Raw genomic sequence first — 23907 nt, forward strand, 5'->3', positions numbered from 1 at the left:
AATGGATTTATTACATCTGGAACCAAAAGCCATTTGGAAAAACTTCGCAGCACTTAATGCTATTCCAAGACCATCTAAAAAGGAAGAAAAAGTTATTGCTTTCATCAAAAATTTTGGAGAATCTTTAGGTCTGGAAACTTCGGAAGATGAAACAGGAAATGTTATCATCCGCAAGCCTGCTACTCCAGGAATGGAGAACAGAAAAACGACGATATTACAGTCTCACCTGGATATGGTGTGTCAGAAGAACAATGATACAGATTTCGACTTTGATACTCAGGGAATCAACATGCTGGTTGATGGTGACTGGGTAAAAGCCGACGGAACAACATTAGGAGCGGACAACGGTATTGGTGTTGCTACTATTATGAGTATTCTAGAATCTTCAGATATTGCACACCCTGCAATAGAAGCTTTGTTTACTATCGATGAAGAAACAGGAATGACCGGAGCTTTCGGTCTGAAGCCGGGAGTTTTACATGGAGATATCCTTCTTAATCTGGATACAGAGGAAGATGATGAAATCGATATAGGCTGTGCCGGAGGTATTGATGTAACTGCATCAAAAGAATACAATACTGTAGCTATACAGGGAGAAGGAATCGCTATTGAGATTAAAGGTCTTACAGGAGGACATTCCGGAATGGATATTGATAAAGGCAGAGGAAATGCAAATGTTCTATTAGGGAGATTCTTATTTACAGGTATTGGTCAAAGCATCCAATTATCCGACATTAATGCAGGAGGACTAAGAAATGCTATTCCACGTGAAGCAAGAGCTAGCTTTAGTGTAGCAAATGCAGATACATTTTTAAAAACTGCAGAAGCTTTGAAGGCTGATATTCTTAATGAATTCAAATCAGTAGAAAAAGATCTTACGATTACTATCAGCAAAGCTCAGACAAACGGATCAGGAATAAGCACAGCAGATTCAGAATCTTTCATCAAAGGACTAAAAGCTGCTCATAACGGAGTTTACAGAATGAGCCCGGAGGTAGAAGGTCTTGTAGAGTCTTCTAACAATATAGCAAAAGTAGAACTGAAGGAAGGAAAACTAAGAGTACTTAATCTTTCCCGCTCTTCTGTAGATTCAACTAAAATGGCAGTGGCCGATCAGCTGCGTGCATCATTTGAATTGGCAGGTCTGGATGTAGCATTCACAGGATCTTATCCGGGATGGCAGCCTGACCCTAATTCTAAAATTGTATCAGTTCTTGAAAGAATTTACACTCAGAAATTTGGGGAACAACCACGTGTTGTTGCATGTCACGCAGGATTAGAATGTGGTATTATTGGTGCTAATTACCCAGAAATGGAAATGGTATCTTTCGGTCCTCACATTACTGGTGCACACTCGCCGGAGGAAAAAGTAAATATAAAATCTGTACAGAAGTTCTGGGGCTATCTTCAGGATATTCTGAAAGAAATTCCGACGAAATAATATAAAATAAAAACCCGCTTTTGGCGGGTTTTATATTTTTAAAACATAATCTGTGGATCAATTATGGTTCCGGAGCTATTTCTACTTTTAATCCCTCTATATCCATAGTAATTGGGATCTGGCAGCTTAGGCGGCTATTTTCTTTTACATTTACGCCATCACTATATAACAATGACTCTTCTTCATCTCCCATTTCAGGCACCTCTGTGTCGCTTAGTTTATAACACTGACAAGATGCACACATTAGCATCCCGCCACATATTCCAAAAGTTCCTTCTTCTACAAGTTCATAGGCTCTTATGGTTTCCATAAGATTCATCGACATATCTGTAGGTGCCATAATTTCATGTTCAACACCTTCTCTATCTATAATGGTTACTTTAACGTCTGACATAATAATTTAAATCTTATCCACAAATTTACGAAAGAAAAAAGCATACTTGTCTATCAAAAAGGTAATTTAAATCAGCTACAAAGAAGCTTCTGTAAAGTATTTCTTATTAGATTTTGTTTTATCTTTGTCCCCGACTATGGCAATAAAAAGCTATTTACTATTATTTCTGATGTTTCTGGGGGCATTTATGTACCCGGATCAGTTCTCTGCAGCTGTACCTCAGAAAATGGATTGCCATACTACTGAAAAATCTGCAGAAAGCTGTTGTCAGCATGAAGACAATCATAATGGAAACTGTTGTGATCAAAACTCCGGACATGCCGATAAATCTTGTAAAGACAGTTGCAAAAGCTGTCAAACCTGCTCGAGCTTTGTCAATAATATTATTTTAGAACCAATAGAGACTTCTTTGCATAATTCCATTATCAAAGATTCCTCTGTTTTCTCTTATTCATTCCCTGTTATTCCAAACAGGACATTCAATATCTGGCAACCGCCTAAACTCGTTTAGTTTTATTTCCAGAAAGCAGCAAAAAGCTGCACTTAACCGATTAGAACTAAATTATTTTACAGAATGAAATCAATTTTAAGATCAGGACTGTTGCTCCTGAATCTATTTCTGTTTATGAACATCAATGCTCAGAGCTCTCTAAAAAAGGAAACTTATGTTGTAAAGGGAGCTTGCGAAATGTGTAAAGCCAGAATAGAAAAAGCAGCAAAAACAAAAGGTGTAAAAACTGCACAATGGAGTCCGGAAATGCAGATATTAACAGTGGAATACAACCCGGACAATACGAATACCGATGCAATCCTTCAGCATGTAGCCGATGCAGGACATGATAATGAAAAATATACTGCAAAAGATGCAGTTTATAACAAATTACCAACATGCTGCCACTATAGCAGAGATGCTAAACCGGTTTCAGAACATACGATAGACAAAGTTTCTTTCTTTGTGAAAGGAAACTGCGATATGTGCAAAGCCCGTATAGAGAAAGCATCTAAAGATGCTGGTGCATTAAGTGCTGAATGGAATGCAGATGAACAGAAGCTTTATCTGGAGCTAGATCCAATAAAGGCGACTGCTGAAAAAGTTTTGCAGAAAGTTGCAGATGCCGGGCATGATAATGAAAAGTACAAAGCCGACGACAAAACATACGCAAAATTGCCTGCATGCTGTCATTTCGATCGTACTACTGCATTTGGAGAAGTTAACACAAAAGTACACTCCGATAAAGTAAACACTGCTGTACAAGAAGAGGACCACCAGCAACATGATAAAGGAAAAGAAAAACAGATTGGTGGTGTTACGATTACAAAAGCTTCAGAAGCAACTGCCCTTAATAAAAAAGAAGTAGGTTTAACTTTCAATATTAATCCTAAAGAATTACTAAAGGCTGCTTGTTGTAATCTTTCCGAAAGCTTTGAAACGAATGCAACTGTAGACGTTTCATTCAGTAATGCTGTAACAGGTACCAAGCAACTTAAGATGCTGGGATTGGACCAGAAATATACCAGCCTTACCAAAGAGCAGCTTCCGGAAATACGAGGACTGGCATCAGCATACGGATTGAACTTTATACCAGGACGCTGGATTGGCGGTATCCAGTTAACAAAAGGAGGAAGTACAGTAGTTAATGGATATGAAAGTATCACAGGACAGATTAACACCGAACTTTTGAAATCTGAAAATGAAAAACCAACAACAGAACTTAATCTGTTCTCTGATTTTAACGGACGTGCAGAAGCCAATATTACCCATACTTCTCAGGTTGCTGAAAAATGGAACCAAAGTATATTATTACACGGTAACGGAACTTTTGGGGATACCGATATGAACAATGATGGTTTTCTGGATCGTCCAAAGGGAACGCAATTAAATGCTGCTTACCTGCTTAATTATAATGACCTTAGTAATAGCGGATTCGGTTCTCATTTCGGAATTAACTTTGTAAAAGATGAAAGAACAGCAGGTCAGATTGGCTACAACAAAAGACTTAACCAGGGTCAGCAAAATTTATATGGTGTAGGAATCGATATTTCCCGCTTCCAGGTATGGAATAAGACCGGCTATGTTTTCAAAGGAAAACCTTATCAAAGCTTAGGCTGGATGAATCAGTTTACTTATCACCAACAGGATAGTTTCTTCGGGTTGCGCAATTACTTTGGGAAGCAGTCTACTTTTTATTCCAACTTAATTTTTGAAAGTATTATTGGAAATACCAATCATAAATACAAGGTCGGAGCTAGCTTTTTATTGGATGATTACAATGAAGATTATCTGACGGCTAATTACAAAAGACAGGAGACTGTTCCCGGCTTCTTTGCAGAATATACCTTAACAGGAGCTAAATATGTTTTGGTAGCAGGTGCGCGTGTAGACTTTCATAATCTGGCAGGCACTCAGTTCACTCCACGGCTTAATTTCAAATACGATATCACTCCTAAAACTATTCTGAGACTATCTGCCGGCAGAGGGTTCAGAACAGCCAATATTTTTGCGGAAAGCCAGCAATATTTCGCATCCAACAGAAGTATTGAGATTTTATCCAATAATGGAAATATCTATGGATTAAAACCCGAAATTGCATGGAACTACGGATTGAGTCTACAACAGGAATTCAGAATTTTCAATAAAAAATCTACAATCATAGCCGATGTTTTCAGAACGGATTTCCAAAATCAGGTGATTACAGATCTGGACCAGTATACCAATAAGATTCTGTTTTATAATCTGGAAGGAAAATCTTTTGCTAATAGTGTACAAGTACAATGGGATCTTACTCCTGCCAAAAATCTGGATCTGAGATTGGCTTACAAATATTACAATGTAGAAACCGATTATCTTTCCGGAAGAAGAAAGGCTCCCTTCATGGCAAAGCACAGAGGCTTCTTCAATGCCGCTTATGCTACTAATAAAAATGATAAAGGCGGCTTCTGGAGCTTCGATGCTACACTAAACTGGATCGGAAAACAAAGGATTCCTTTTACACAGAGTAATCCACAAGAATTCAGGCTTCCGGATTATTCCAATGCATATACAACTTTAAATACCCAAATTTCGAAAAACCTGAATGAAAAGGTAAGAATATATGCCGGTGGTGAAAACCTAACTAATTACAAGCAGAAAAACGCTATTCTGGATGCTAAAAATCCTTTTGGTAATTACTTCGATGGCGGAATGGTTTACGCACCAATTATGGGCGCCAACTTCTATATAGGTTTAGACCTTAAGTTTTAATTATTTTTCTCTTAATATAGCCTCAGGTTATTTTTCTAAGAGAGCCTTCTGTTCAGAGGGCTCTCTATTTTTTAATCATCTTTAATCTGTATAACAAGAAGCGCCCGGAAAACCGGGCGCTTCTTCAACTATATATGTAAATATCAATTAGTCAATTGACTTCACTACTGCTTTTTCAGCTTCTTTTCTGGTACCGTCAAATCCATCTACCCCACTCACTGTTGTATATTTCAGTACGAATTTTTTCCCCGGATTTAAACGGTTATAAATCCCCTGACACATTAGAGTAGCTTCGTGGAAACCACAAAGGATTAACTTCATTTTACCTGGGTAAGTGTTGATATCCCCAATTGCATAGATACCCTCTACATTCGTTTGATAATCCAATGCATTGTTTACTTTAATAGAATTCTTCTCTATCTCAAGTCCCCAATCAGCAATAGGTCCTAATTTAGGTGTCAAACCAAATAATGGAATCAGATAATCTGTTTCAATAGAAGAACGCTCACCGTCTTTTTCAATCTCGATTCCTGAAAGTGTTCCGTTCCCTTGCAAACCTACTACTTCAGCAGGAGTAATAAGATTAATCTTACCTTCTTTCTTCAGCTTTTGTACTTTTTCTACAGAATCCAATGCACCACGGAATTCATTTCTTCTGTGGATTAAGGTAACATCAGAAGCTACTTTTGACAAGAAAATAGACCAGTCCAACGCTGAATCCCCTCCACCAGCGATAACAATTTTTTTATCTCTGTACATTTCAGGGTTTCTCACAAAGTATTCTACTCCTTTTTCTTCAAAAGCTTCGATATTATCAATTTGTGGCTTTCTCGGCTCAAAACTTCCTAAACCACCGGCGATAGCAATTGCCTTACCTTTTATCTTAGTCCCTCTACTGGTTTCAACGATAAAATGGCCGTCTTCAGTTTTTTCATAAGACACCGCAGTTTCACTTAAAGAGAAACCTGGTTCAAACTGCTTAATCTGCTCCATAAGATTATTAACCAAAACCCCCGCATCTACCGAAGGAAATCCCGGAATGTCAAAGATTGGTTTCTTAGGGTATAATTCAGCCAACTGACCTCCTGGTTGTGGCAAAGCATCTATAATATGGCATCTTAGCTTAAGTAATCCTGCCTCGAAAACGGCAAATAGTCCTGTAGGACCTGCTCCTATAATAATGATATCAGTTTCAATCATATCGCTCAGTTATTATTTAGAAAAAACAAAGATAGGAATACCATTGCAAATAGCCTGATTGGTTTTCATGATGTTCGTCATTGAATTCATAAAACATTAATAATTTTTTCATCGCAAATACCGATGAAATTTGTACTTTAGGCTTTGGCAAAGTTTTTGAAAATATATAGCCATAAAAATTGTGTATGAGGAATTTTTTTACAGCAATATTTGTATTTAGTATCGTATTTATAAATGCTCAGTTCGACAGTGTCAATTCAGGGGAAATATTAAAATATCGTATCCATTACGGTTTTCTCAATGCGGGGTTTGCAACACTCTCCACCAAGAAAACTACATATAATGGTGCGCCACATCTATACGTAAGAGGCGAAGGAAGAAGTTCTGGGGCTGTACGTGCATTTTTTAAAGTGGATGATATCTATGAAAGTTACATCAATCTAAGAACTGACCAACCAAGTTTCTATGTAAGAAATGTAAGCGAAGGAAGTTACCGCAAAAATCTGGCTTCTACATTCAATCATAGTAATCATACTGTAAGCCTGCATGACAGAATCAAAAATGAGACCCGTAACTTTAATGTAAATAATGATATACAGGATATGCTGTCATCGTTCTATTACCTGCGCACACTGAGTACCGACCAACTAAAAGTTGGCAGCTCTGTAAAGCTGAACGTATGGATCGATGATGAAATCTATCCTTTTATGCTAAAAGTTGTTGGTACTGAAATGATGAGCACAAAGTTTGGAAGAATCAACTGTCTGAAAATTATCCCTTCAGTAATGAGCGGACGTGTTTTCAAGGCTAAAGAAGGGGTAACGATGTGGGTAACAAATGATGCCAATCATATTCCAATCCAAATGAAAGCCGAACTGGCAGTTGGATCTCTAAAGGCTGATCTTATAGAGTATTCTAATGTAAAGAATCCGCTACGTTTTGCTAAGTAACCAACTATTCTGGTTGATCATAATCAGATAAAAAATATTTTAACCTTTGTGGTTATCAAAATAAAATGGCCGGAAATATCCGGCCATTTATTATTTTATATCAGAATAATCTGAATATTACAAATGTTTGAACTGCTCCAACATACGTACGTCATTCTCAAAGAACATACGGATATCTGACATTTGGTAAAGCAACATTACGATACGCTCGATTCCCATACCAAAAGCAAATCCACTGTATTCATCAGGATTAATGTTTACATTTTTCAGAACAGCAGGGTCTACCATTCCACAACCCATAATTTCTAACCAACCTGTACCTTTAGTAATTCTGTAATCGGTTTCAGAATTTAGTCCCCAGTATACATCTACCTCAGCACTTGGCTCAGTAAATGGAAAATAAGAAGGACGCATTCTGATCTGAGATTTACCAAATAATTCTGTAGTAAAGTACTGAATTGTTTGTTTAAGATCTGCAAATGATACATTCTTGTCTATATACAAACCTTCTATCTGATGGAATATACAGTGTGAACGGGATGAAATAGCTTCGTTACGGAAAACTCTTCCCGGCGACAAAATTCTCATCGGAGGTTCGTTGTTTTCCATATATCTGATCTGTACAGAAGAAGTATGCGTTCTTAAAAGAATATCCGGATCTTTCTCAATAAAGAAAGTATCTTGCATATCTCTTGCCGGATGATATTCCGGTAAGTTCAATGCGGTAAAATTATGCCAGTCATCTTCAATCTCTGGTCCGTCTGCTACAGCAAAACCAATAGATTTAAAGATTTCAATAATTCTGTTCTTAACCAGATTAATAGGATGTCTGCTTCCTAACTCTTCAGGAAATCCAGGTTTTGTAAGGTCTATCTTCTCAGTAGTCGTTTCTTCAGAAATACCTGCTTTCAGATCTTCAATCTTAGTATTTACAGCCTGCTTCAGGGTATTAATTTTCTGTCCGAATTCTTTTTTCTGTTCATTCGGAACATCTTTAAACTTCTCAAAAAGCTCTGTTACACTTCCTTTCTTACCAATAAAGGCAATACGGAACTTCTCGATTTCTTCTTTATTTTTGGTATGAAATTGTTGTACCTGACCCAGTAATTCTTCTATTTTCTCTAGCATCTTATAAAAATTGCAGCACAAATTTAAGGTTTTTATCGGACTTTTATAAAAAAGAAAATCCACTCTTGTTTCCAAAAGCAGATTTTCTCCATCACATATTACTTAAAACTATCTCTTTTCTAATGCTTTTACGTTAATCTGCAAACTTACTTCATCTTTAATAACACCATTGCTGGCAGGAGAAGTAAAGTTAACACCAAAGTCACGTCTGTTGATGTCTTTTTTCTCAGATTTAATCGTCGCTACACCATCTTTCACCACTACATTGGTATTAAAGCTTATTGGCTTAGATACTCCTTTTAATGTAAGGTTTCCGTCGATAAGTGTATTATAATCTCCGGTTTCATTCGGAGTAACTTTAGTAATCTCGAAAGATGCTGTAGGGAATTTCTCTACTTCAAAGAAATCACCACTCTTAAGGTGGCCATCAAGCTTTGCCTGGTTTTCTTTGTCATCTTTTAAATCTTCAGAAGTTAAGGTATTCATGGATGCTACAAAATTACCGGATTCCAGTTTACCGTCTTTCACAGTAACTTCGCCACTTTCAAACTTAATAGTCCCGAAATGAGAAGTATTATCTGATTTAAAAATCTTATAACCTGTCCATTCGATTTTACTATTTAGTGTATCAACTGCGAAAACGGCTCCGTCTTTAGTTGTAGTTACTGCACCGGACTCACTTGTTACTGGTTTATCTTTCCCGCAGGAAATAACCAGAACAGTTCCCATAAGAGCCAACGCAGACACCCATAAAAATCTTTTTTTCATTATTTTGTAATTTATTTTAACAATTAGTTTCGTAAATTTAATAAAAAAATACTAATAAACCTACAAAACATTATTTTTGCAAAATGTTACTCAGTATACAGGGAATAGACTTTGGTTATAGTCAAGACAAACTTATTTTCAACAATCTTCATCTCGGCTTAGAGCAGGGAAAGATTATGGCGTTGATAGGTGAAAGCGGATGTGGAAAGACAACATTGCTAAACATTATATATGGTTTAAGCGATTGGTATAAGGGAAAAATATTCTTCGACAATAAGGAAATATATGGTCCGAAAGCAAATATAATCCCGGGTGAAAAAGACATGAAACTAGTGGCTCAGCATTATGATCTGATGCCCTACTCTACAGTTTATGACAATGTGGGGAAATTTCTTTCGAATATTAATCTTAAGGCAAAGAAGGATAAAGTTTATCAGCTTCTGGAAATTGTCGGACTGGAAGATTATATGGATGAATATCCTAAGAATCTAAGTGGTGGACAGAAACAGCGTGTTGCTATTGCACAGGCCTTGTCTCAGTTGCCTAAATTATTGCTTCTGGATGAACCTTTCAGTAATCTCGATTTTTCAAGAAAAACACAACTACGGGATAAGCTATTTGCCTATGTTCGTGAACAAAATATCAGTCTGATTATCAGTACGCATGACATTACAGAAATTCTGCCATGGATAGATGAAGTGGTTGTTTTACAGGAAGGACGTCTTATTCAGAAAGATTCGCCTGAAGCTTTATTTCAATCTCCATACAATCCTTACGTAGCAAGATTGTTGGGGGAAGTAAATCTTCTAACACCTGAACAGCAACAGGAACTTGGTTTATCAAATTGGTTTTATTTTCCACATCAGTTAAAATTTACTGAAAATGAAGGAACAGATGCCGAAGTTATAGAATCTGGTTTTTCGGGAGGTTTTTACAGAAACCTTGTCAATATTAAAGGCCATACATTTATTGTATATACCGCTCAAAAGAAAAAAGGAAAATTGAAAATAAGTTTCCTTTAATAAGCTTTAAAAACTTAAATATTAAATATTTACATCCAATATTTTTGGTTTGTAAACATTTTTTTTATCTTTGCCCAAGAAGATATTCAAGGAAATTTTTGGTTATTCTCTTTCTGCCTTGTAAAACTGAAATTAGCGTTCGCAATGAAAGTTTTTTGAAAGTTACCCTGCCAAATTTTTCCTTTTTTTATTTTCTGTGTACTATACTTAATCTCTCCCCAATATTATTCAGTTCCATATAACGCTAGATTATTTTCTAATCCGAGCAGAAGATCTATTATTGTAGTATTTTGAAGCTAAATGTAATAAAAAAAGACTTTATCCTAATGGATAAAGTCTGTATATGTAAACTTAAATAAAAGTTATTGATTAACCTTTTTTCACAAATTCAGATTTCAAGGCCATTGATCCGAATCCATCAATTTTACAATCGATGTTATGATCACTTCCTGGTCTCAATCTAATATTTTTAACCTTTGTTCCAGCTTTTACTGGCTTTGGCGCACCTTTTACAGGCAAATCTTTTACTACGACTACAGAGTCCCCATCCTGCAATTCATTCCCATTGGAATCAAAAACTTTATCATCACCGTCTGCTGAAGCATCTGCCGGATCCCACTCGTGAAAACACTGGGAACACACCATAAGATTATCCTGCGGATAAGTAAATTCCGAATTACACTTCGGACAAAGTATCGTATCGCTCATAATAATTATATTTTTTGCAAAGATAAGATTTCTGAGACCCAAGTCAAATCTTTCCTTTCTCAGGGCTTAATCTAAGCATTTTTGCGTTTCCTCTAATTTAAATGTATTTTTGCAGTGCAAAACTGCAGATCTAATTATGGAACTTATTCACAGAAACCTACTTATTGGCATCCACGATGCACTACAGGAAACCTTTTTCGAAAAAAACAAATATGCCGACAAGGTTATCGAGAGACTTCTTAAAGCACACAGAAAATGGGGAAGCCAGGACAGAGCTGTTGTTTCTGAGATTTTCTATAATATTATCCGTTGGAAAAAACGTCTTGAATATTACATGGGCGAAGGGGTGAAACCTGGTAATATTTACAGAATGATCCTTGCTTATCTTTTGTGGACTAAAACACACTACAAAAAGTTTGAAGAGTTTGAAGGTATTAAAATTGCCGACATCCTTAATAAATTAAAGAAAGGAACTGTACCTACAAAAGCAATACAGTACTCAATTCCGGAATGGCTTGCTGAAACTCTTGAAAAAGAATTAGGCGCTAATTGGGAAAAAGAAATGGATGCATTAAATGATCCGGCTCCAACTGTACTTCGTGTAAATACCCTCAAAACAACAAAAGATAAACTAATTGAAGAGTTACAGAAAAGCGAAATAGAATCTCACGCTGTTCGTGGTTATGAAGATGCTGTGGAACTGGAAGAAAAGAAAAATGTTTTCCTTACTGAAGCCTTCAAAAAGGGAATGTTTGAAGTACAAGATGCTTCTTCACAGTTAATCGGAAGATTCCTTGATGTAAAAGAAGGGATGCGTGTAGTTGATGCCTGCGCAGGTGCAGGTGGTAAAACATTACACATTGCTGCTTTAATGAAGAACAAAGGACAAATTATCGCTCTTGACATATTCGAATGGAAACTGGCTGAACTTAAGCGTAGAGCTAAAAGAGCTGGTGCCCATAATATTGAAACCAGAGTTATCGATGACAATAAAGTTATCAAAAGACTTCATAATTCTGCGGACAGATTATTGATAGATGCTCCATGTTCCGGATTAGGAGTACTAAAAAGAAATCCGGATAGTAAGTGGAAAATTGATCAGGACTTTATAGACAGAATTAAAAAGGAACAAGAAAACATCCTTCAGGATTATTCTAAAATTATAAAGAAAGGTGGACAAATGGTATACGCTACATGTTCTATTCTTCCTTCTGAAAATACATTACAGACTAAGAACTTTATTGAAAAGAATCCGGAATACGAACTAATCGGTGAAGAAAAAATTATGCCTAGTCATGGTTATGATGGTTTCTATATGGCATTAATTCAAAGAAAAGGCTAATATCAGCCCAAAATATAGTGAAGAGCATTTTCCGGAAAGGTTAATGCTCTTTTTTTTACCTTTGCCAAAAACTAATCTTATGCAAAAAATTTTCCTGTGTAGCCTTATTACAGGCGCTCAGATGATTTTCGCCCAGACTTATGAAGTTACTTATCAGAATTCGTTCGAAGGAAAAGTAAATCCTGGCCAAAACCACATCATCAGCATTACCAATAGTGATAAAACACTATTATTCAATGAGAAAATAAAAAACAAGAAAGCCAATTTCCCTTTTGAGGTTAATGAAATTAACAGAAAAAACAATGAAGTTAGCCAGTTTGCCTTTCTTAATAACAACGAAATTGTAAAGACAAGCGATAATACCATCCTGGCCAAACAGGAGTTCAAACCGACCTCCGAAACCGGAAAAATACTGGGTTATAATGTAAAGAAAGCGGTAACAAGTGTAAATTCCAATACTATAGAAGTATGGTATACGAATGATCTTAAAGTAAAAGGCGGTCCCAGCATATTAGGACAGGATCTGGGCTTGGTACTGAAGACGGTAAGAAATGGAAGCTCTGTCGTTGAGGCAACTTCGGTAAAAAAAATAAAGACACTGGATGACCAGTCATTATTTCAGGGCAAAAATATTACAGAAAAAGATGTACTGACTTATAAAGATATGATCTGGAAGAGCAGATTTATAACTATTCCTGTTTTCGAAAACGAAACCATCAACTTTAGTGATGCTTCTAAATCTGATCAGTATATTCAACGTTTCGGCAACGGAACTATTATTCTGAAGAAAGTAAAAATTCCTGAAATTAAACAAGGCAATACAATCTTTGTAGAGCTAAAACAAAAATCTAATGGTGATGCATACGACCGAACCGGAGATGTATTTATCATTCCACAGGAAAGGGCTACATCTTATTATACAGGTCTAACGCAGGGGGTAAAATCACTTCCGGTATACCAAAACGGAAATGGTAAATCCTATCAGGGTGTTGCTTTAACTCCGGACTATCTTCCGTTTATTGAATTGATGCGGTTTTTCACCCCTTTCGGAATTGGTCATTTTAATGAAAAAATTCAACTGAAAGGAAAAAACTGGCACAACAATACGCCATACCGCCAGGATATCACCGAACTTCGTCCGCAACTAAGCGGAAAAGAGATACTGGTAGGAGCATTTATCGGAAACTATGATAAAGGCGGACATCAGATAAGTTTAGAATTAACTATTCACCCGGATCAACAGAAAATTGTAAACAACAATTTTGTATTACCTGTTTTCAATACTACCAATGTAATGGAAATGGCAGGTCAGGACTACCCTACTATGTTTAGCTCTGACAAAGGAGTTGAAGTTGAATTCACACTGGTCAAAGATCTTAAAAATGCACAACTGCGCTATATCACAACCGGACATGGTGGCTGGGGAGAAGGTGATGAATTTGTACCAAAAGAAAATTCTATTTATCTGGATGGCAAATTAGCCCATGCTTTTACACCTTGGAGAACAGATTGTGGATCTTATAGATTGTTCAATCCTGCATCAGGTAACTTCGAAGACGGTCTTTCTTCATCAGATCTTAGCCGTTCCAACTGGTGTCCGGGCACTACTACTAACCCCGTTTATATCAATCTGGGAAACCTTAAAACAGGTAAGCATACTATACAGGTAAAAATTCCTCAGGGAGCTCCGGAAGGCAGCAGCCAAAGCTTTTGGAATGTTTCTGGTGTTCTTTTAGGGCTGGAATAACGAATAGGTCAATGGGTCAATAAGTGAATATATAATCTTTTGTAAATTCACCCATTTACTTATTCACATATTGACTTAATTGATCATCCCCTCATTGCCCATTGACCTAATTGACTTTCACATTATTGATAATATAAATTTCCCATCTTAATTTTTTTCAGTTAGGGTGGGATTCTTTTTTGTGATTCTTAAAAAAATCCTGTTATAAAATTAATTCATGTATTTTTTCCTAAATCAAATATTTTTACTTGTTTGAAAAATAATCAAACCCCATATTTGCATTAATAAAATAAATTAAAAATTAAAAACATAAGAAAATGTGTGGGATAGTATGCTTATTTGATGCAAAACAAAAAACAGAAACATTAAGACCTCAGGTACTGGAAATGTCTAAAAAAATAAGACACCGTGGGCCGGACTGGTCGGGCATTTTTCAGGACGAAAAAGTAATTTTCTCTCATGAGAGATTGGCAATTGTAGACCCTACTTCAGGGAAGCAGCCACTTTTCTCTAAAGACGGAAATCTTGTTTTAGCAGTAAATGGTGAGATCTATAACCACATGGAACTAAGAAAAGAGTTTCCTGAATACGAATTCCAGACACAATCCGATTGTGAAGTAATTTTAGCACTTTACCAGAAACACGGAAAAGATTTCTTAGAAAAACTAAACGGTATATTTGCTTTTGCATTATATGATATAGAAAAAGGTACTTACCTTATCAGCCGCGACCATATGGGAATTATTCCTTTGTATCGGGGATGGGACGCACACGGAAACTTCTATGTAGCTTCGGAACTTAAAGCTCTGGAAGGCGTTTGCAACAAAATTGAAGAGTTCAAACCCGGCCATCTGTTATACAGCGAAGATGGTGAAGAATATCAGCAATGGTACTCAAGAGACTGGGAAAGCTTTGATACAGTAAAAGATAATCCTACTGATATAGTAGCCCTTAGAAAAGGATTAGAAGATGCAGTGCACCGTCAGCTGATGAGTGACGTTCCATACGGCGTACTTTTATCCGGCGGACTGGATTCTACTATTATTGCTGCTGTTACAGCAAAGTTTGCTTCTAAAAGAATTGAAAGTGGTGATACACAGGAAGCCTGGTATCCGCGTTTACATAGTTTTGCAGTTGGACTGGAAGGATCTCCGGACCTTGCTGCTGCCAGAAAGGCTGCGGACCATATAGGCTCTGTTCACCACGAAGTAAAATATACTATTCAGGAAGGTCTGGATGCAATCCGTGATGTTATTTATCACCTGGAAACTTATGATGTAACTACTATCAGAGCTTCCACTCCTATGTACCTTCTGGCAAGAGTTATAAAATCTATGGGAATTAAAATGGTACTATCCGGAGAAGGATCTGATGAACTATTCGGAGGCTATCTTTATTTCCACAAGGCACCAAGTGCTCAGGCATTCCATGAGGAAAACGTGAGAAAATTGGGCAAGCTTCATCTTTACGATTGTCTTCGTGCTAACAAGTCTTTGATGGCATGGGGTATAGAAGGTCGTGTACCATTTCTGGATAAAGAATTCATGGATGTTGCAATGACAATCAACCCTCAGGACAAAATGATAACACCTGAAAGAATGGAAAAATGGGTTCTGAGAAAGGCTTTCGAAGATATCTTACCGGAAAGTATTGCATGGAGGCAGAAAGAACAGTTTAGTGATGGTGTAGGTTACAGTTGGATTGATACCCTGAAACAAATTGCAGAGGATGAAGTAAGCGATGAAATGATGGCAAATGCTAAATACCGCTTCCCTATCAACACTCCTATGAGCAAAGAAGAATACCGTTACAGAAGCATATTTACAGAATTATTCCCTAGTGACAGCGCAGCGCAGTCTGTACCATCCGTACCTTCTGTTGCTTGCTCTACGCCCGTAGCTCTGGAATGGGATGAAGCTTTCAAAAAAATGAATGATCCAAGTGGGCGTGCTGTAAAAGTACACGAAGTAAGCTACTAACAATCACAGATATTTCAATCAACATCAAAGCGCAACCTTTCGGGGTTGCGCTTTACTTTTATCTATGATGTTGTTTTCTGTTTAAGAGCTTATTTCTTTACCGTCTTAATCTCTCCCTGATATTGGTTATCTACTACAAGAATAAGGTTTGGTCTCATTGAATAACTTTGTTTCCCTTCCACCTTTTCTTCATAAGCCAGTGTTATAATATTTCCACTTTTAGAAAGTGTTGGCATATTCAGATTTGTTAGCATTTCTGTAGAAGGATTGATTACAGCAATAACGTATTGCTTAGAGAAATCAATTTTTGTAGGCATATTATTCATGGTTGCCGCTGCTCCAAAAAGTTTTTCGAAAGCCTCTTCTGATGTAATTTTTTCTACAAAAGTTTGTTTGTCTTCTACAGTATTTTTGATAAAATAGTTTTTAGCAAGTGTAAAAGGAACTTTCATATTCATTCCTGTTTCTTTTGTCGTTTCTTTCTCAGTAGTTTTTTTTGTACTCTGACAAGACATTACCGTAAGCGCTGCTACCAATAAAATGGATGCTGTTTTTTTCATTATAGTTTGTTTAAAATATATTTTTTAGCTAGTTCTCCTGTTATCTCTTTACCATTCTGGTCAAGCTGAATGATGTATCCTTCTGCAACCTTATATTTCTGTACACCATCTTTTAGTTTCAGAGTTATAATACTACCGTATTTATCCCATTCAAAGCTTCCTTTTTCCTCAAAAGTATTATCTTTTCCTTTTCCCTTATATTCACTTTTCTGAACAAAGGTATTGTCATTTTTAAGCTCAATAGTTGTGGCAATCCCTTCACAATCTGCACATGGCAAATCGCCTTTGTAGATTCCATTCCAATCTACAGAATTTTCGGTAGTATCTCCCATTTCAGATGCTACCGGTTCAACTGTTGTATTCAGAGAATCTGTTTTAGCAGAAATTATCTTTTCCGAATCTTTCTTTTTTTCACCACATGAAGCTACAGCCAGCAATGTAACCACTATTGCTGTTAATAACAAATTTGTATTTTTCATTTATATTAAAAATTATTTGTGTTTTCAATTCATAAAAAATAGCCGTCTTTGACTAAAATTCCCATCGACTAAAATTACAACTTATGAAATGCTTCTTTGGGATTTTATACGACAGCTATCCTTTCATCAAATGTGTTTTCAAGATTGCAAATATTATCATAATTAGTGAAAATCAACAAAAAAAACAATACTACACATATACCTCATCAACCACAATGTGCTGATTTACAGAAATATAATTATTTTAACTCAGGTTCTGAAAAAAAACATATAAGTCCTGATTTGTCGGCACATCGAGCTTTTTACGGAGCCTGTGTTTCTTTTGTTGCACCGATTTATGTTGGATAAATGTATAGTTCGCAATTTCTTTTGAAGTAAAATTCAGTTTGATCATAGCACAGAAAGCAAGTTCAGAACTTACAAGATTAGGATTTATTTCGAGCAGTCGATCTATAAATCCTGGATATAATTCCTGAAATCTTGTGAGAAAGGTAGAATCATTCTGCTTTGCCAAAATAACAAGCTCATCAAAGATATTTCCATATGCTGGCTTAGCAGCTTCTCCTTTCACCTCTTTCACATCATGCTTTACAGTATATTTCTTAAGCAATAATTTCCGGTTTCTTTTGTATAGATAAAAGGAAATAATAAAACTTAAAGTAACACCTAAAAAAATATAAAGGAAAATTTTATTCTTATCAGTTTTAAACTCTTCGTCTTTAGCCGCTAATAATTTTTCTATTGAAAGATTAAGCGTTTCATTCTGCCTTGAATTGAGATTGTCTTTAGCCTCTGCATATTTCATCATAAAATCGTGCTCCTGCTCAGTATTTCCCAGACTTTTATAAATACCTGCAATATTCTGATACACAAACGGAATCTGATAAATCCTATTGGTTTCTGTATAAAATTTTAAAGCTTTTTCATAATAATTCAATGCTTCTTTGGGCTGATTTATAGCATTATAATATTGTCCTGAAATCTGATATACCATTCCTGCCTCTGAAGTTACTACAGGCGTTTTCCCCAGTTTGGCTACAGCTTCTTTTAAATAAATATTAGCAGAATCTTTATGTCCCGTATATAACAAATGATGTTTAGCTATAAGAGACATATACAAAGGAGTTCTTTCTATATTCAGGGCATTATGAAAATAAATCAGAGAAGAATCCGAACGTTTCTTAGCATACATAAAATCCGCTCTGTTAGCATATACCCTTCCCAGGAAATAGCTTTTTCGGTCTTCAGCAGATACTTTACGCATAAAGTACATGGCTTTGGTATTATAATTCAAAGCATTATCATGCAGTCCAAGTACTTTATTTAGCTGTCCGTATTCCTGGTATAGTTTAGCAGAAAGCGGAGGATAAGATTTATCTTTCAGCAGATCTTCAGCAGTTTTAATATACTCAAGACCTTTTTCGTAGTTGCCAATTGTAGAATACATATTGGCAATATTGATATAGCATAGAGCTTCCCCCTCATGATATTTTTTTTCCTGAGCTTCGGCAAGATAATGCTGATTAAGTTTCACCAAACTTTTATAATCTCCCGAAAGACGAAGTTGTTCGTTTTTTTTAAGCAAAGTTTTATTAAAACTTTCTCCTGAAAATTGTTTTGACTGTTTATTACATCCCAATACAAAACATAACAAAAAAAAGCTTAAGTATCCATAGTTAAAAAACTTCTTCTTAGCAGATCTCATGTCTAATTTTAATATTTACGCTATTGCAAACATTATTCCCAAAAAGCATTTATTTACCCTTCAATATACATATATTTATAGATATATTTCGATATAAACATCATGAAAATGATATTATAAATAATTAATATACAATTAAAAAACACTTGATAAGCTTCAGAATTCACATTTAATTCCGAGTTTATTATTCCCTATCTTAGTTTTCTCATTTTTTAACCAACAGCTTTGAAAGACAGTATAACAATACATCCACACACTCCTGAAACATCGGTTCCTTACGATATTTTATTACTGGCCGATCCGTCAAAAGAATTAATTGACCAGTACATCACTACCGGACAGCTTTATCTGGCAAAATACAACAATGAGATTATAGGATGTTATGTACTTTACCCGTGGGATTCTGATACCACAGAAATTAAAAACATTGCCGTACACGAAAAATTTCAAAATCAGGGAATTGGAAGCTTGTTACTGAAAGACGCAATACTAAGAGCTAAAAATAGTCTTTATAAAAAACTAGTTATAGGAACCGGAAATTCCAGTACAGGGCAACTTTACCTGTATCAAAAATCCGGATTCAGAATTTCAGAGATCCGAAAAAATTTCTTCAAAGACAATTACCCTGAACCTATATGGGAAAATGGTATTGAATGTACAGATATGATTTTGCTGACAATGGAGTTATAAAAAACTGATTCCGTCGGAATAATACCCAAGTTATAATTTTTACAGACAATAGTATAATAACTACATCTGTACTGGCAGAGCAATTGGTATTTTTGCTATTAAAATTTTAGTATCATGAATACTTCCGGTATTACCCGCAAAGATTTTATTAAAAGTTCAGCCTTAGCTGTAGCAGGATTAGCAATAAGCCCAGGCTTGTTGGCAGCCAGTCCTTTTAATCTTACTAATGATAAGACGCTGAAAGGAGCAAAAAATATATTACTGAAAAATATAAGGCTGGAAACCGGATTTGAATACGACGGAAATGAAGTAGTTGCAACAAAAACCGGATTATTCTGTGTTGAAATGGCTAATGGGAAAATTAAGACTGTAACGCCTAATAATCCTTCCGCAAAAGCAATTGATGCTAAAGGTCTTCTTATGCTTCCGGCATTTAAAGATATGCACATCCATCTTGATAAAACATTTTATGGTGGTCCGTGGCAGGCAGTAAGAAAAAGACAAGGCGGTGTAAAGGGGATGATAGCTCTGGAGCAGCAAATCTTACCAGAAATGCTGAAAACATCTACATATCATGCCGAAAAGCTAATTGAATTACTACAATCATGTGGCACATCTTATGCAAGAAGCCACGTAAATATAGAGCCTACTTCCAAACTGGATTCACTAAAGAATCTGCAAAAAGCTTTGGATAATAAGAAGGCAACTTTTGGAGCAGAGCTTGTTGCTTTTCCCCAACACGGTGTTTATTATACTGATTCCGCACCATGGATGAAGGAAGCCGCCCAAACAGATATAGATTATATTGGCGGGGTGGATCCATACAATGTAGATGGACAGATTGAAAAGACAATGGATTTTACTATTCAGTTGGCACTAGATCACAACAAAGGGATCGATATCCATTTGCATGAAACAGGAGAATCTGGTCTCAAGACAGTGGAATATCTGATTAATAAGGTAAATGAGAACCCTGCACTGAAAGGTAAAACCTTTTTGAGCCACTGTTTTGTTCTGGCAAAACTGGACAAGTCCAAGCAGGAAGAAATGGCGGAAAAGCTGGCTAATGCAAAAATTGGTATTATGTCTACAATTCCTTTTGGAGGCCTTATTATGCCTATACCTACACTTTACAAATATGGTGTAAACATCGGAACCGGAAATGATAGTATTATTGATCATTGGAATACATGGGGAAGTGGAAGCGTTTTGCAAAAAGCAAATCTTATGGCTCAGCTTTATGGTTATTCAACAGAATTCTTATTATCCAGAAGTTTAAAACTGGCAACTTATAATATATTGCCTTTGGATGATAAAGGCACACAACAATGGCCTAAAAGCGGAGATATGGCAAATGTTGTACTAGTAGACGCCAGTTGTTCTGCAGAAGCGGTATCTAGAATATCGCCTGTAAAATCACTGATCCATCAGGGGAATGTTGTTTTTTAATCATCATTAAAATAAAATATATGAGAGTCATTCTTTTTTTGCTTTCTTTCGGCATTCTAAGTAACTGCCACTCTCAGGTAAGAGAAGACAAAGTGGAAAGCACATCAGTACATATTATAGACGCTGTTAAAAATAATCAGCCGGCATTAGTCGAGAAAGCCTTAAAAGAAGGTGCAAACGTTAATACAGAAGACAGAAACAAACGTTCTCTATTACTCATTGCTACTGTTTCCGGAGCAACAGATACTGCAAAATTACTAATTCAGTATGGTGCGGACGTCAATCAGCAGGATGATAAGTTAGATAGTCCATTTTTATACGCAGGGGCTAGCGGACAAACGGAACTTGTAAAACTATACCTTGCTCATGGTGCTCGTTTCGACATCTTCAACCGATACTACGGAACAGCACTTATTCCTGCTAGTGAGCGCGGACATGTAGAAACTGTAAGGCTATTGGCCAATACAAAAGGTTTTCCTTTAAATCATGTTAACAGACTAGGCTGGACAGCCCTAATGGAAGCTGTTATTTTAGGTAATGGTGGTACAAAGCACCAGCAAGCTGTACAAATATTAAAAGATGCCGGAGCCGACCTCAATATTCCGGATCATGACGGAAGAACTCCTTTACAACATGCAAAATCTTTAGGTTTTAAAGAAATTGTTAAAATACTCGAATCTTAGAATTCTCCTGAATGTGATATGCTAAATTTTTTTCATCCATGCAGAAACACTGAGACAGTTTAGATTGATATTATATAAATCATGTTTCTGTATGGTTTTTAAGATTAGTGCACTTCACATAATTCAACACAAAAAATATTATTAAATACTATAAAAAATCACTATTTTTAAAAATAAAATAGCGCATATGAATGATCAATCCGATCATTTTCCTGTATTAGGTATTCAGGAATTCAATCGTGGAATTCCTGCCGATTGTGATTTACTCTTCCATGAATTACACGGAGAAAGATCTATTGACTCTCCACATAAGCACGATTTTTTTATTATTCTCTTGTTTAAAAATGGTGAAGGGGTTCACAATATAGATTTTATAGACTATTCTTTGTCAGATTATCAGGTTCATCTTTTATTTCCCGAACAGGTACATCAATGGGAAATAAAGCCTGAAACCATAGGCTATCAACTTATGATAGGCAGAACTTTATTTGAGGGAATGTCTCCGTCTCTGCGTTTTCCACTGGCTTATTATTACAAGCATCCCGTTATCAGTATTTCGGAAGAGGAATTCGATACGCTTCTGTACGAATTTAGCGCTATTCACAAAGAATTAGAAATAACACCTATTTTTTGGGATATCATCAGTACCCGATGTAAGCTTATTGCACTTATTCTTAGTAGAATTGCCGAGGGTATTTTTAATGATTTTAAAATTTACAGCTCCTCTCCCCTGTTATCAAAATTCCTTGATTTAACGGATCAGTTTTTCAAACAAGAACGTTCTGTTAACTTTTATGCAGACAAACTAAGCATTTCACCTAACTACCTCAACATTATCTGCAAGAAGCACCTGAATTCCTCCGCATCGTCCCTGATTCAGAACCGTACTTTATTAGAAGCAAAAAGGCTTTTAATGTCTACTGATATATCTGTAAAGGAAATTGTATACGAGTTAGGCTTTTACGATCATGCCAGCTTTTCCAAGTTTTTCAAGATGCATACCGGAATGACTCCTTCACAGTTCAAGGAGAAGAAATAAATTATACACCATAAAGCATAAATTGTACACCTTCTACAAAAGCAGGGTGTAATAACTTTGTCATTATTAATTACATTCCTATGTCACAAACAAATAATTATACCTTAAAAAACGTTCTTTTAGAAACTGGTTTTGAGTATGATCAGCAGGAAGTTATCAGAACAAAAACCGGACTTTTCTGTGTAGAGATCGAAAACAATACAATAAAAGCTGTTACACCCAACAATCCTAATACAAAAGCTATAGATGCCAAAAAGCGCCTGATGCTTCCTGCATTTAAGGATATGCACATTCATATCGACAAAACATTATTCGGACTTCCGTGGAAGGCTGTTTCGCAAACCAGAAGAACTGTAAAAGATATGATCACTTATGAACAGAAAATCATTCCTGAATTACTAAAAACTTCTGTAGAACGCGCAGAAAAACTGATAGAGTTTATCCAATCTTATGGTAGCCATTATGCCAGAACGCATTTCAATGTAGATCCTACTTCCGGATTAAAATCCCTGGAACATCTGGAAGTGGCACTAAAGAATAAAAAAGATTCTTTTCAGGCAGAGTTAGTAGCTTTTCCTCAGCATGGTGTATACTATACCAATACGGCACCTTTAATGAAAGAGGTAGCACAATTAAAAGGTGTTGACTTTATTGGAGGTTTAGATCCTTTCAACATCGACGGAAATATCGAAAAACAAATGGACTTTATCGTACAGCTGGCTTTGGATAACCACAAAGGAATAGACATCCACCTTCATGAAACAGGGGAATCCGGAATAAAAACAATAGAATTTTTAATTAATAAAGCACTGGAAAATCCTGAACTGAGAGGCAAGACATTTGTGAGCCATGCATTTGCATTGGGGCATCTTTCTCCTGCTGAAACTGAAAAAATTGCAGAGCGACTGGCAGCAGCACAGGTTGGCATTGCCTCTTCTATACCGTTCAAAAACACTATTATGCCTATTCCTACCCTAATGAAGTATGGTGTAAATGTATTAATTGGTAATGATAATGTACAAGATCATTGGGGAACCTTTGGTTCAGGAAATATACTTCAAAAAGCAAAACTGGCTGCCGAACTTTATGGTTACGGAACCGAATATAATCTTTCCAGAATGCTAAAACTGGCAACCCAGAATATTACTCCTTTGGATGATAAAGGAAATATGCAATGGCCAAAGGCCGGAACTGCCGCCAATATTGTTTTGGTAGATGCAAGCTGCTCTGCTGAAGCGGTTTCCAGAATGGCTCCCGTTCATACCCTAATCCATGAAGGGAATATTGTTTTTCAAAAATAAATTGGTTTGTGAGTAACTCATAATGAGCAGTTAAAATAAATTTCCGTATTTTTCCACCCCAATGGAGCTAAAAGTTCTGGA

General features: G+C 36.2%; 21 protein-coding genes. 13 read left to right on the top strand and 8 right to left on the bottom strand.

From position 1 onward, the window contains the following. Position 1 precedes the first annotated feature (1 nt). Positions 2 to 1441, top strand: a complete 1440-nt coding sequence (locus tag C8J95_RS13185) for an aminoacyl-histidine dipeptidase (protein WP_107809226.1) — start codon at positions 2 to 4, stop codon at positions 1439 to 1441. A 61-nt stretch (positions 1442 to 1502) separates the two neighbouring features. Here C8J95_RS13185 and C8J95_RS13190 read toward each other — a convergent pair whose 3' ends face one another. Then, positions 1503 to 1835 (bottom strand): ferredoxin, encoded by a 333-nt coding sequence (locus C8J95_RS13190; protein ID WP_009092021.1) that lies wholly within the window; start codon positions 1833 to 1835, stop codon positions 1503 to 1505. A gap of 136 nt (positions 1836 to 1971) precedes the next feature. On the opposite strand from C8J95_RS13190, the gene C8J95_RS13195 reads away from it, so the two are divergent. Then, the gene (locus tag C8J95_RS13195; protein ID WP_107809225.1) at positions 1972 to 2346 is read left to right on the top strand and encodes a hypothetical protein; all 375 of its coding nucleotides are present in this window, start codon (positions 1972 to 1974) and stop codon (positions 2344 to 2346) included. Positions 2347 to 2409: 63 nt separating this feature from the next. Then, a complete protein-coding gene (locus tag C8J95_RS13200; RefSeq protein WP_107809224.1) occupies positions 2410 to 5076 on the top strand; it encodes a TonB-dependent receptor domain-containing protein in 2667 nt (888 codons plus the stop codon). Positions 5077 to 5223: 147 nt separating this feature from the next. On the opposite strand, the gene C8J95_RS13205 is transcribed toward C8J95_RS13200, so the two are convergent. After that, on the bottom strand, positions 5224 to 6276 hold the full coding sequence (locus tag C8J95_RS13205) for an NAD(P)/FAD-dependent oxidoreductase (protein ID WP_107809223.1): 1053 nt from the start codon (positions 6274 to 6276) through the stop codon (positions 5224 to 5226). A 185-nt stretch (positions 6277 to 6461) separates the two neighbouring features. Between C8J95_RS13205 and C8J95_RS13210 the strand changes: the two genes are divergently transcribed. After that, complete coding sequence (locus C8J95_RS13210) at positions 6462 to 7226, top strand: DUF3108 domain-containing protein (protein ID WP_107809222.1); 765 nt, start codon at positions 6462 to 6464, stop codon at positions 7224 to 7226. Between the two features lie 117 nt (positions 7227 to 7343). Here the strand turns inward: C8J95_RS13210 and pheS are convergent, their stop codons facing one another. After that, a complete protein-coding gene (gene pheS, locus C8J95_RS13215; RefSeq protein ID WP_107809221.1) occupies positions 7344 to 8354 on the bottom strand; it encodes a phenylalanine--tRNA ligase subunit alpha in 1011 nt (336 codons plus the stop codon). Positions 8355 to 8462: 108 nt separating this feature from the next. Beyond that, positions 8463 to 9122, bottom strand: coding sequence for a YceI family protein (locus C8J95_RS13220; RefSeq protein WP_059154599.1), 660 nt, complete (start codon positions 9120 to 9122; stop codon positions 8463 to 8465). Positions 9123 to 9205: 83 nt separating this feature from the next. On the opposite strand from C8J95_RS13220, the gene C8J95_RS13225 reads away from it, so the two are divergent. Then, the gene (locus C8J95_RS13225; RefSeq protein ID WP_107809220.1) at positions 9206 to 10144 is read left to right on the top strand and encodes a sulfate/molybdate ABC transporter ATP-binding protein; all 939 of its coding nucleotides are present in this window, start codon (positions 9206 to 9208) and stop codon (positions 10142 to 10144) included. A gap of 369 nt (positions 10145 to 10513) precedes the next feature. Here the strand turns inward: C8J95_RS13225 and C8J95_RS13230 are convergent, their stop codons facing one another. Further along, the gene (locus tag C8J95_RS13230) at positions 10514 to 10852 is read right to left on the bottom strand and encodes a zinc ribbon domain-containing protein YjdM (protein WP_107809219.1); all 339 of its coding nucleotides are present in this window, start codon (positions 10850 to 10852) and stop codon (positions 10514 to 10516) included. Positions 10853 to 10988: 136 nt separating this feature from the next. Here C8J95_RS13230 and C8J95_RS13235 point away from each other — a divergent pair, with 136 nt between their 5' ends. The 3 genes from C8J95_RS13235 (at position 10989) to asnB (ending at position 15920) form a co-directional block, all read left to right on the top strand. Further along, a complete protein-coding gene (locus tag C8J95_RS13235) occupies positions 10989 to 12194 on the top strand; it encodes an RsmB/NOP family class I SAM-dependent RNA methyltransferase (protein ID WP_059324390.1) in 1206 nt (401 codons plus the stop codon). Between the two features lie 79 nt (positions 12195 to 12273). After that, entirely contained in the window at positions 12274 to 13941 is a 1668-nt protein-coding gene (locus tag C8J95_RS13240; protein WP_107809218.1) for a PNGase F N-terminal domain-containing protein, read from the top strand. A gap of 317 nt (positions 13942 to 14258) precedes the next feature. Further along, positions 14259 to 15920, top strand: coding sequence for an asparagine synthase B (gene asnB / locus C8J95_RS13245; protein WP_107809217.1), 1662 nt, complete (start codon positions 14259 to 14261; stop codon positions 15918 to 15920). An 89-nt stretch (positions 15921 to 16009) separates the two neighbouring features. On the opposite strand, the gene C8J95_RS13250 is transcribed toward asnB, so the two are convergent. From C8J95_RS13250 to C8J95_RS13260, 3 genes are all read right to left on the bottom strand, one after another. Continuing rightward, complete coding sequence (locus C8J95_RS13250) at positions 16010 to 16480, bottom strand: hypothetical protein (protein ID WP_107809216.1); 471 nt, start codon at positions 16478 to 16480, stop codon at positions 16010 to 16012. After that, positions 16480 to 16959, bottom strand: coding sequence for a copper resistance protein NlpE (locus tag C8J95_RS13255; RefSeq protein ID WP_221407243.1), 480 nt, complete (start codon positions 16957 to 16959; stop codon positions 16480 to 16482). The genes C8J95_RS13250 and C8J95_RS13255 overlap by 1 nt, the downstream gene beginning before the upstream one ends. Positions 16960 to 17203: 244 nt before the next feature. After that, complete coding sequence (locus C8J95_RS13260; protein WP_255412813.1) at positions 17204 to 18544, bottom strand: hypothetical protein; 1341 nt, start codon at positions 18542 to 18544, stop codon at positions 17204 to 17206. Positions 18545 to 18889: 345 nt separating this feature from the next. Here C8J95_RS13260 and C8J95_RS13265 point away from each other — a divergent pair, with 345 nt between their 5' ends. The 5 genes from C8J95_RS13265 to C8J95_RS13285 all read left to right on the top strand — a co-directional run bounded on the left by C8J95_RS13265 (position 18890) and on the right by C8J95_RS13285 (position 23826). Next, the gene (locus tag C8J95_RS13265) at positions 18890 to 19354 is read left to right on the top strand and encodes a GNAT family N-acetyltransferase (RefSeq protein ID WP_107809214.1); all 465 of its coding nucleotides are present in this window, start codon (positions 18890 to 18892) and stop codon (positions 19352 to 19354) included. Between the two features lie 114 nt (positions 19355 to 19468). Then, positions 19469 to 20803: an amidohydrolase family protein gene (locus C8J95_RS13270; protein WP_107809213.1), complete on the top strand. Its 1335-nt coding sequence runs from the start codon at positions 19469 to 19471 to the stop codon at positions 20801 to 20803. A gap of 20 nt (positions 20804 to 20823) precedes the next feature. After that, a complete protein-coding gene (locus C8J95_RS13275) occupies positions 20824 to 21486 on the top strand; it encodes an ankyrin repeat domain-containing protein (protein WP_107809212.1) in 663 nt (220 codons plus the stop codon). A 187-nt stretch (positions 21487 to 21673) separates the two neighbouring features. Further along, positions 21674 to 22525, top strand: a complete 852-nt coding sequence (locus C8J95_RS13280; protein ID WP_107809211.1) for an AraC family transcriptional regulator — start codon at positions 21674 to 21676, stop codon at positions 22523 to 22525. A gap of 80 nt (positions 22526 to 22605) precedes the next feature. After that, positions 22606 to 23826, top strand: coding sequence for an amidohydrolase (locus tag C8J95_RS13285; protein WP_107809210.1), 1221 nt, complete (start codon positions 22606 to 22608; stop codon positions 23824 to 23826). The last annotated feature ends 81 nt before the right edge of the window (positions 23827 to 23907 follow it).

The organism is Elizabethkingia sp. YR214 (assembly GCF_003058195.1).
Taxonomy (GTDB): Bacteria; Bacteroidota; Bacteroidia; order Flavobacteriales; family Weeksellaceae; genus Elizabethkingia.

Coding starts and splice junctions, on each gene's coding strand:
- C8J95_RS13185 (WP_107809226.1), top strand. CDS start 2: ATGGATTTATTACATCTGGAACCAAAAGCCATTTGGAAAAACTTCGCA.
- C8J95_RS13190 (WP_009092021.1), bottom strand. CDS start 1,835: ATGTCAGACGTTAAAGTAACCATTATAGATAGAGAAGGTGTTGAACAT.
- C8J95_RS13195 (WP_107809225.1), top strand. CDS start 1,972: ATGGCAATAAAAAGCTATTTACTATTATTTCTGATGTTTCTGGGGGCA.
- C8J95_RS13200 (WP_107809224.1), top strand. CDS start 2,410: ATGAAATCAATTTTAAGATCAGGACTGTTGCTCCTGAATCTATTTCTG.
- C8J95_RS13205 (WP_107809223.1), bottom strand. CDS start 6,276: ATGATTGAAACTGATATCATTATTATAGGAGCAGGTCCTACAGGACTA.
- C8J95_RS13210 (WP_107809222.1), top strand. CDS start 6,462: ATGAGGAATTTTTTTACAGCAATATTTGTATTTAGTATCGTATTTATA.
- pheS (WP_107809221.1), bottom strand. CDS start 8,354: ATGCTAGAGAAAATAGAAGAATTACTGGGTCAGGTACAACAATTTCAT.
- C8J95_RS13220 (WP_059154599.1), bottom strand. CDS start 9,122: ATGAAAAAAAGATTTTTATGGGTGTCTGCGTTGGCTCTTATGGGAACT.
- C8J95_RS13225 (WP_107809220.1), top strand. CDS start 9,206: ATGTTACTCAGTATACAGGGAATAGACTTTGGTTATAGTCAAGACAAA.
- C8J95_RS13230 (WP_107809219.1), bottom strand. CDS start 10,852: ATGAGCGATACGATACTTTGTCCGAAGTGTAATTCGGAATTTACTTAT.
- C8J95_RS13235 (WP_059324390.1), top strand. CDS start 10,989: ATGGAACTTATTCACAGAAACCTACTTATTGGCATCCACGATGCACTA.
- C8J95_RS13240 (WP_107809218.1), top strand. CDS start 12,274: ATGCAAAAAATTTTCCTGTGTAGCCTTATTACAGGCGCTCAGATGATT.
- asnB (WP_107809217.1), top strand. CDS start 14,259: ATGTGTGGGATAGTATGCTTATTTGATGCAAAACAAAAAACAGAAACA.
- C8J95_RS13250 (WP_107809216.1), bottom strand. CDS start 16,480: ATGAAAAAAACAGCATCCATTTTATTGGTAGCAGCGCTTACGGTAATG.
- C8J95_RS13255 (WP_221407243.1), bottom strand. CDS start 16,959: ATGAAAAATACAAATTTGTTATTAACAGCAATAGTGGTTACATTGCTG.
- C8J95_RS13270 (WP_107809213.1), top strand. CDS start 19,469: ATGAATACTTCCGGTATTACCCGCAAAGATTTTATTAAAAGTTCAGCC.
- C8J95_RS13275 (WP_107809212.1), top strand. CDS start 20,824: ATGAGAGTCATTCTTTTTTTGCTTTCTTTCGGCATTCTAAGTAACTGC.
- C8J95_RS13280 (WP_107809211.1), top strand. CDS start 21,674: ATGAATGATCAATCCGATCATTTTCCTGTATTAGGTATTCAGGAATTC.
- C8J95_RS13285 (WP_107809210.1), top strand. CDS start 22,606: ATGTCACAAACAAATAATTATACCTTAAAAAACGTTCTTTTAGAAACT.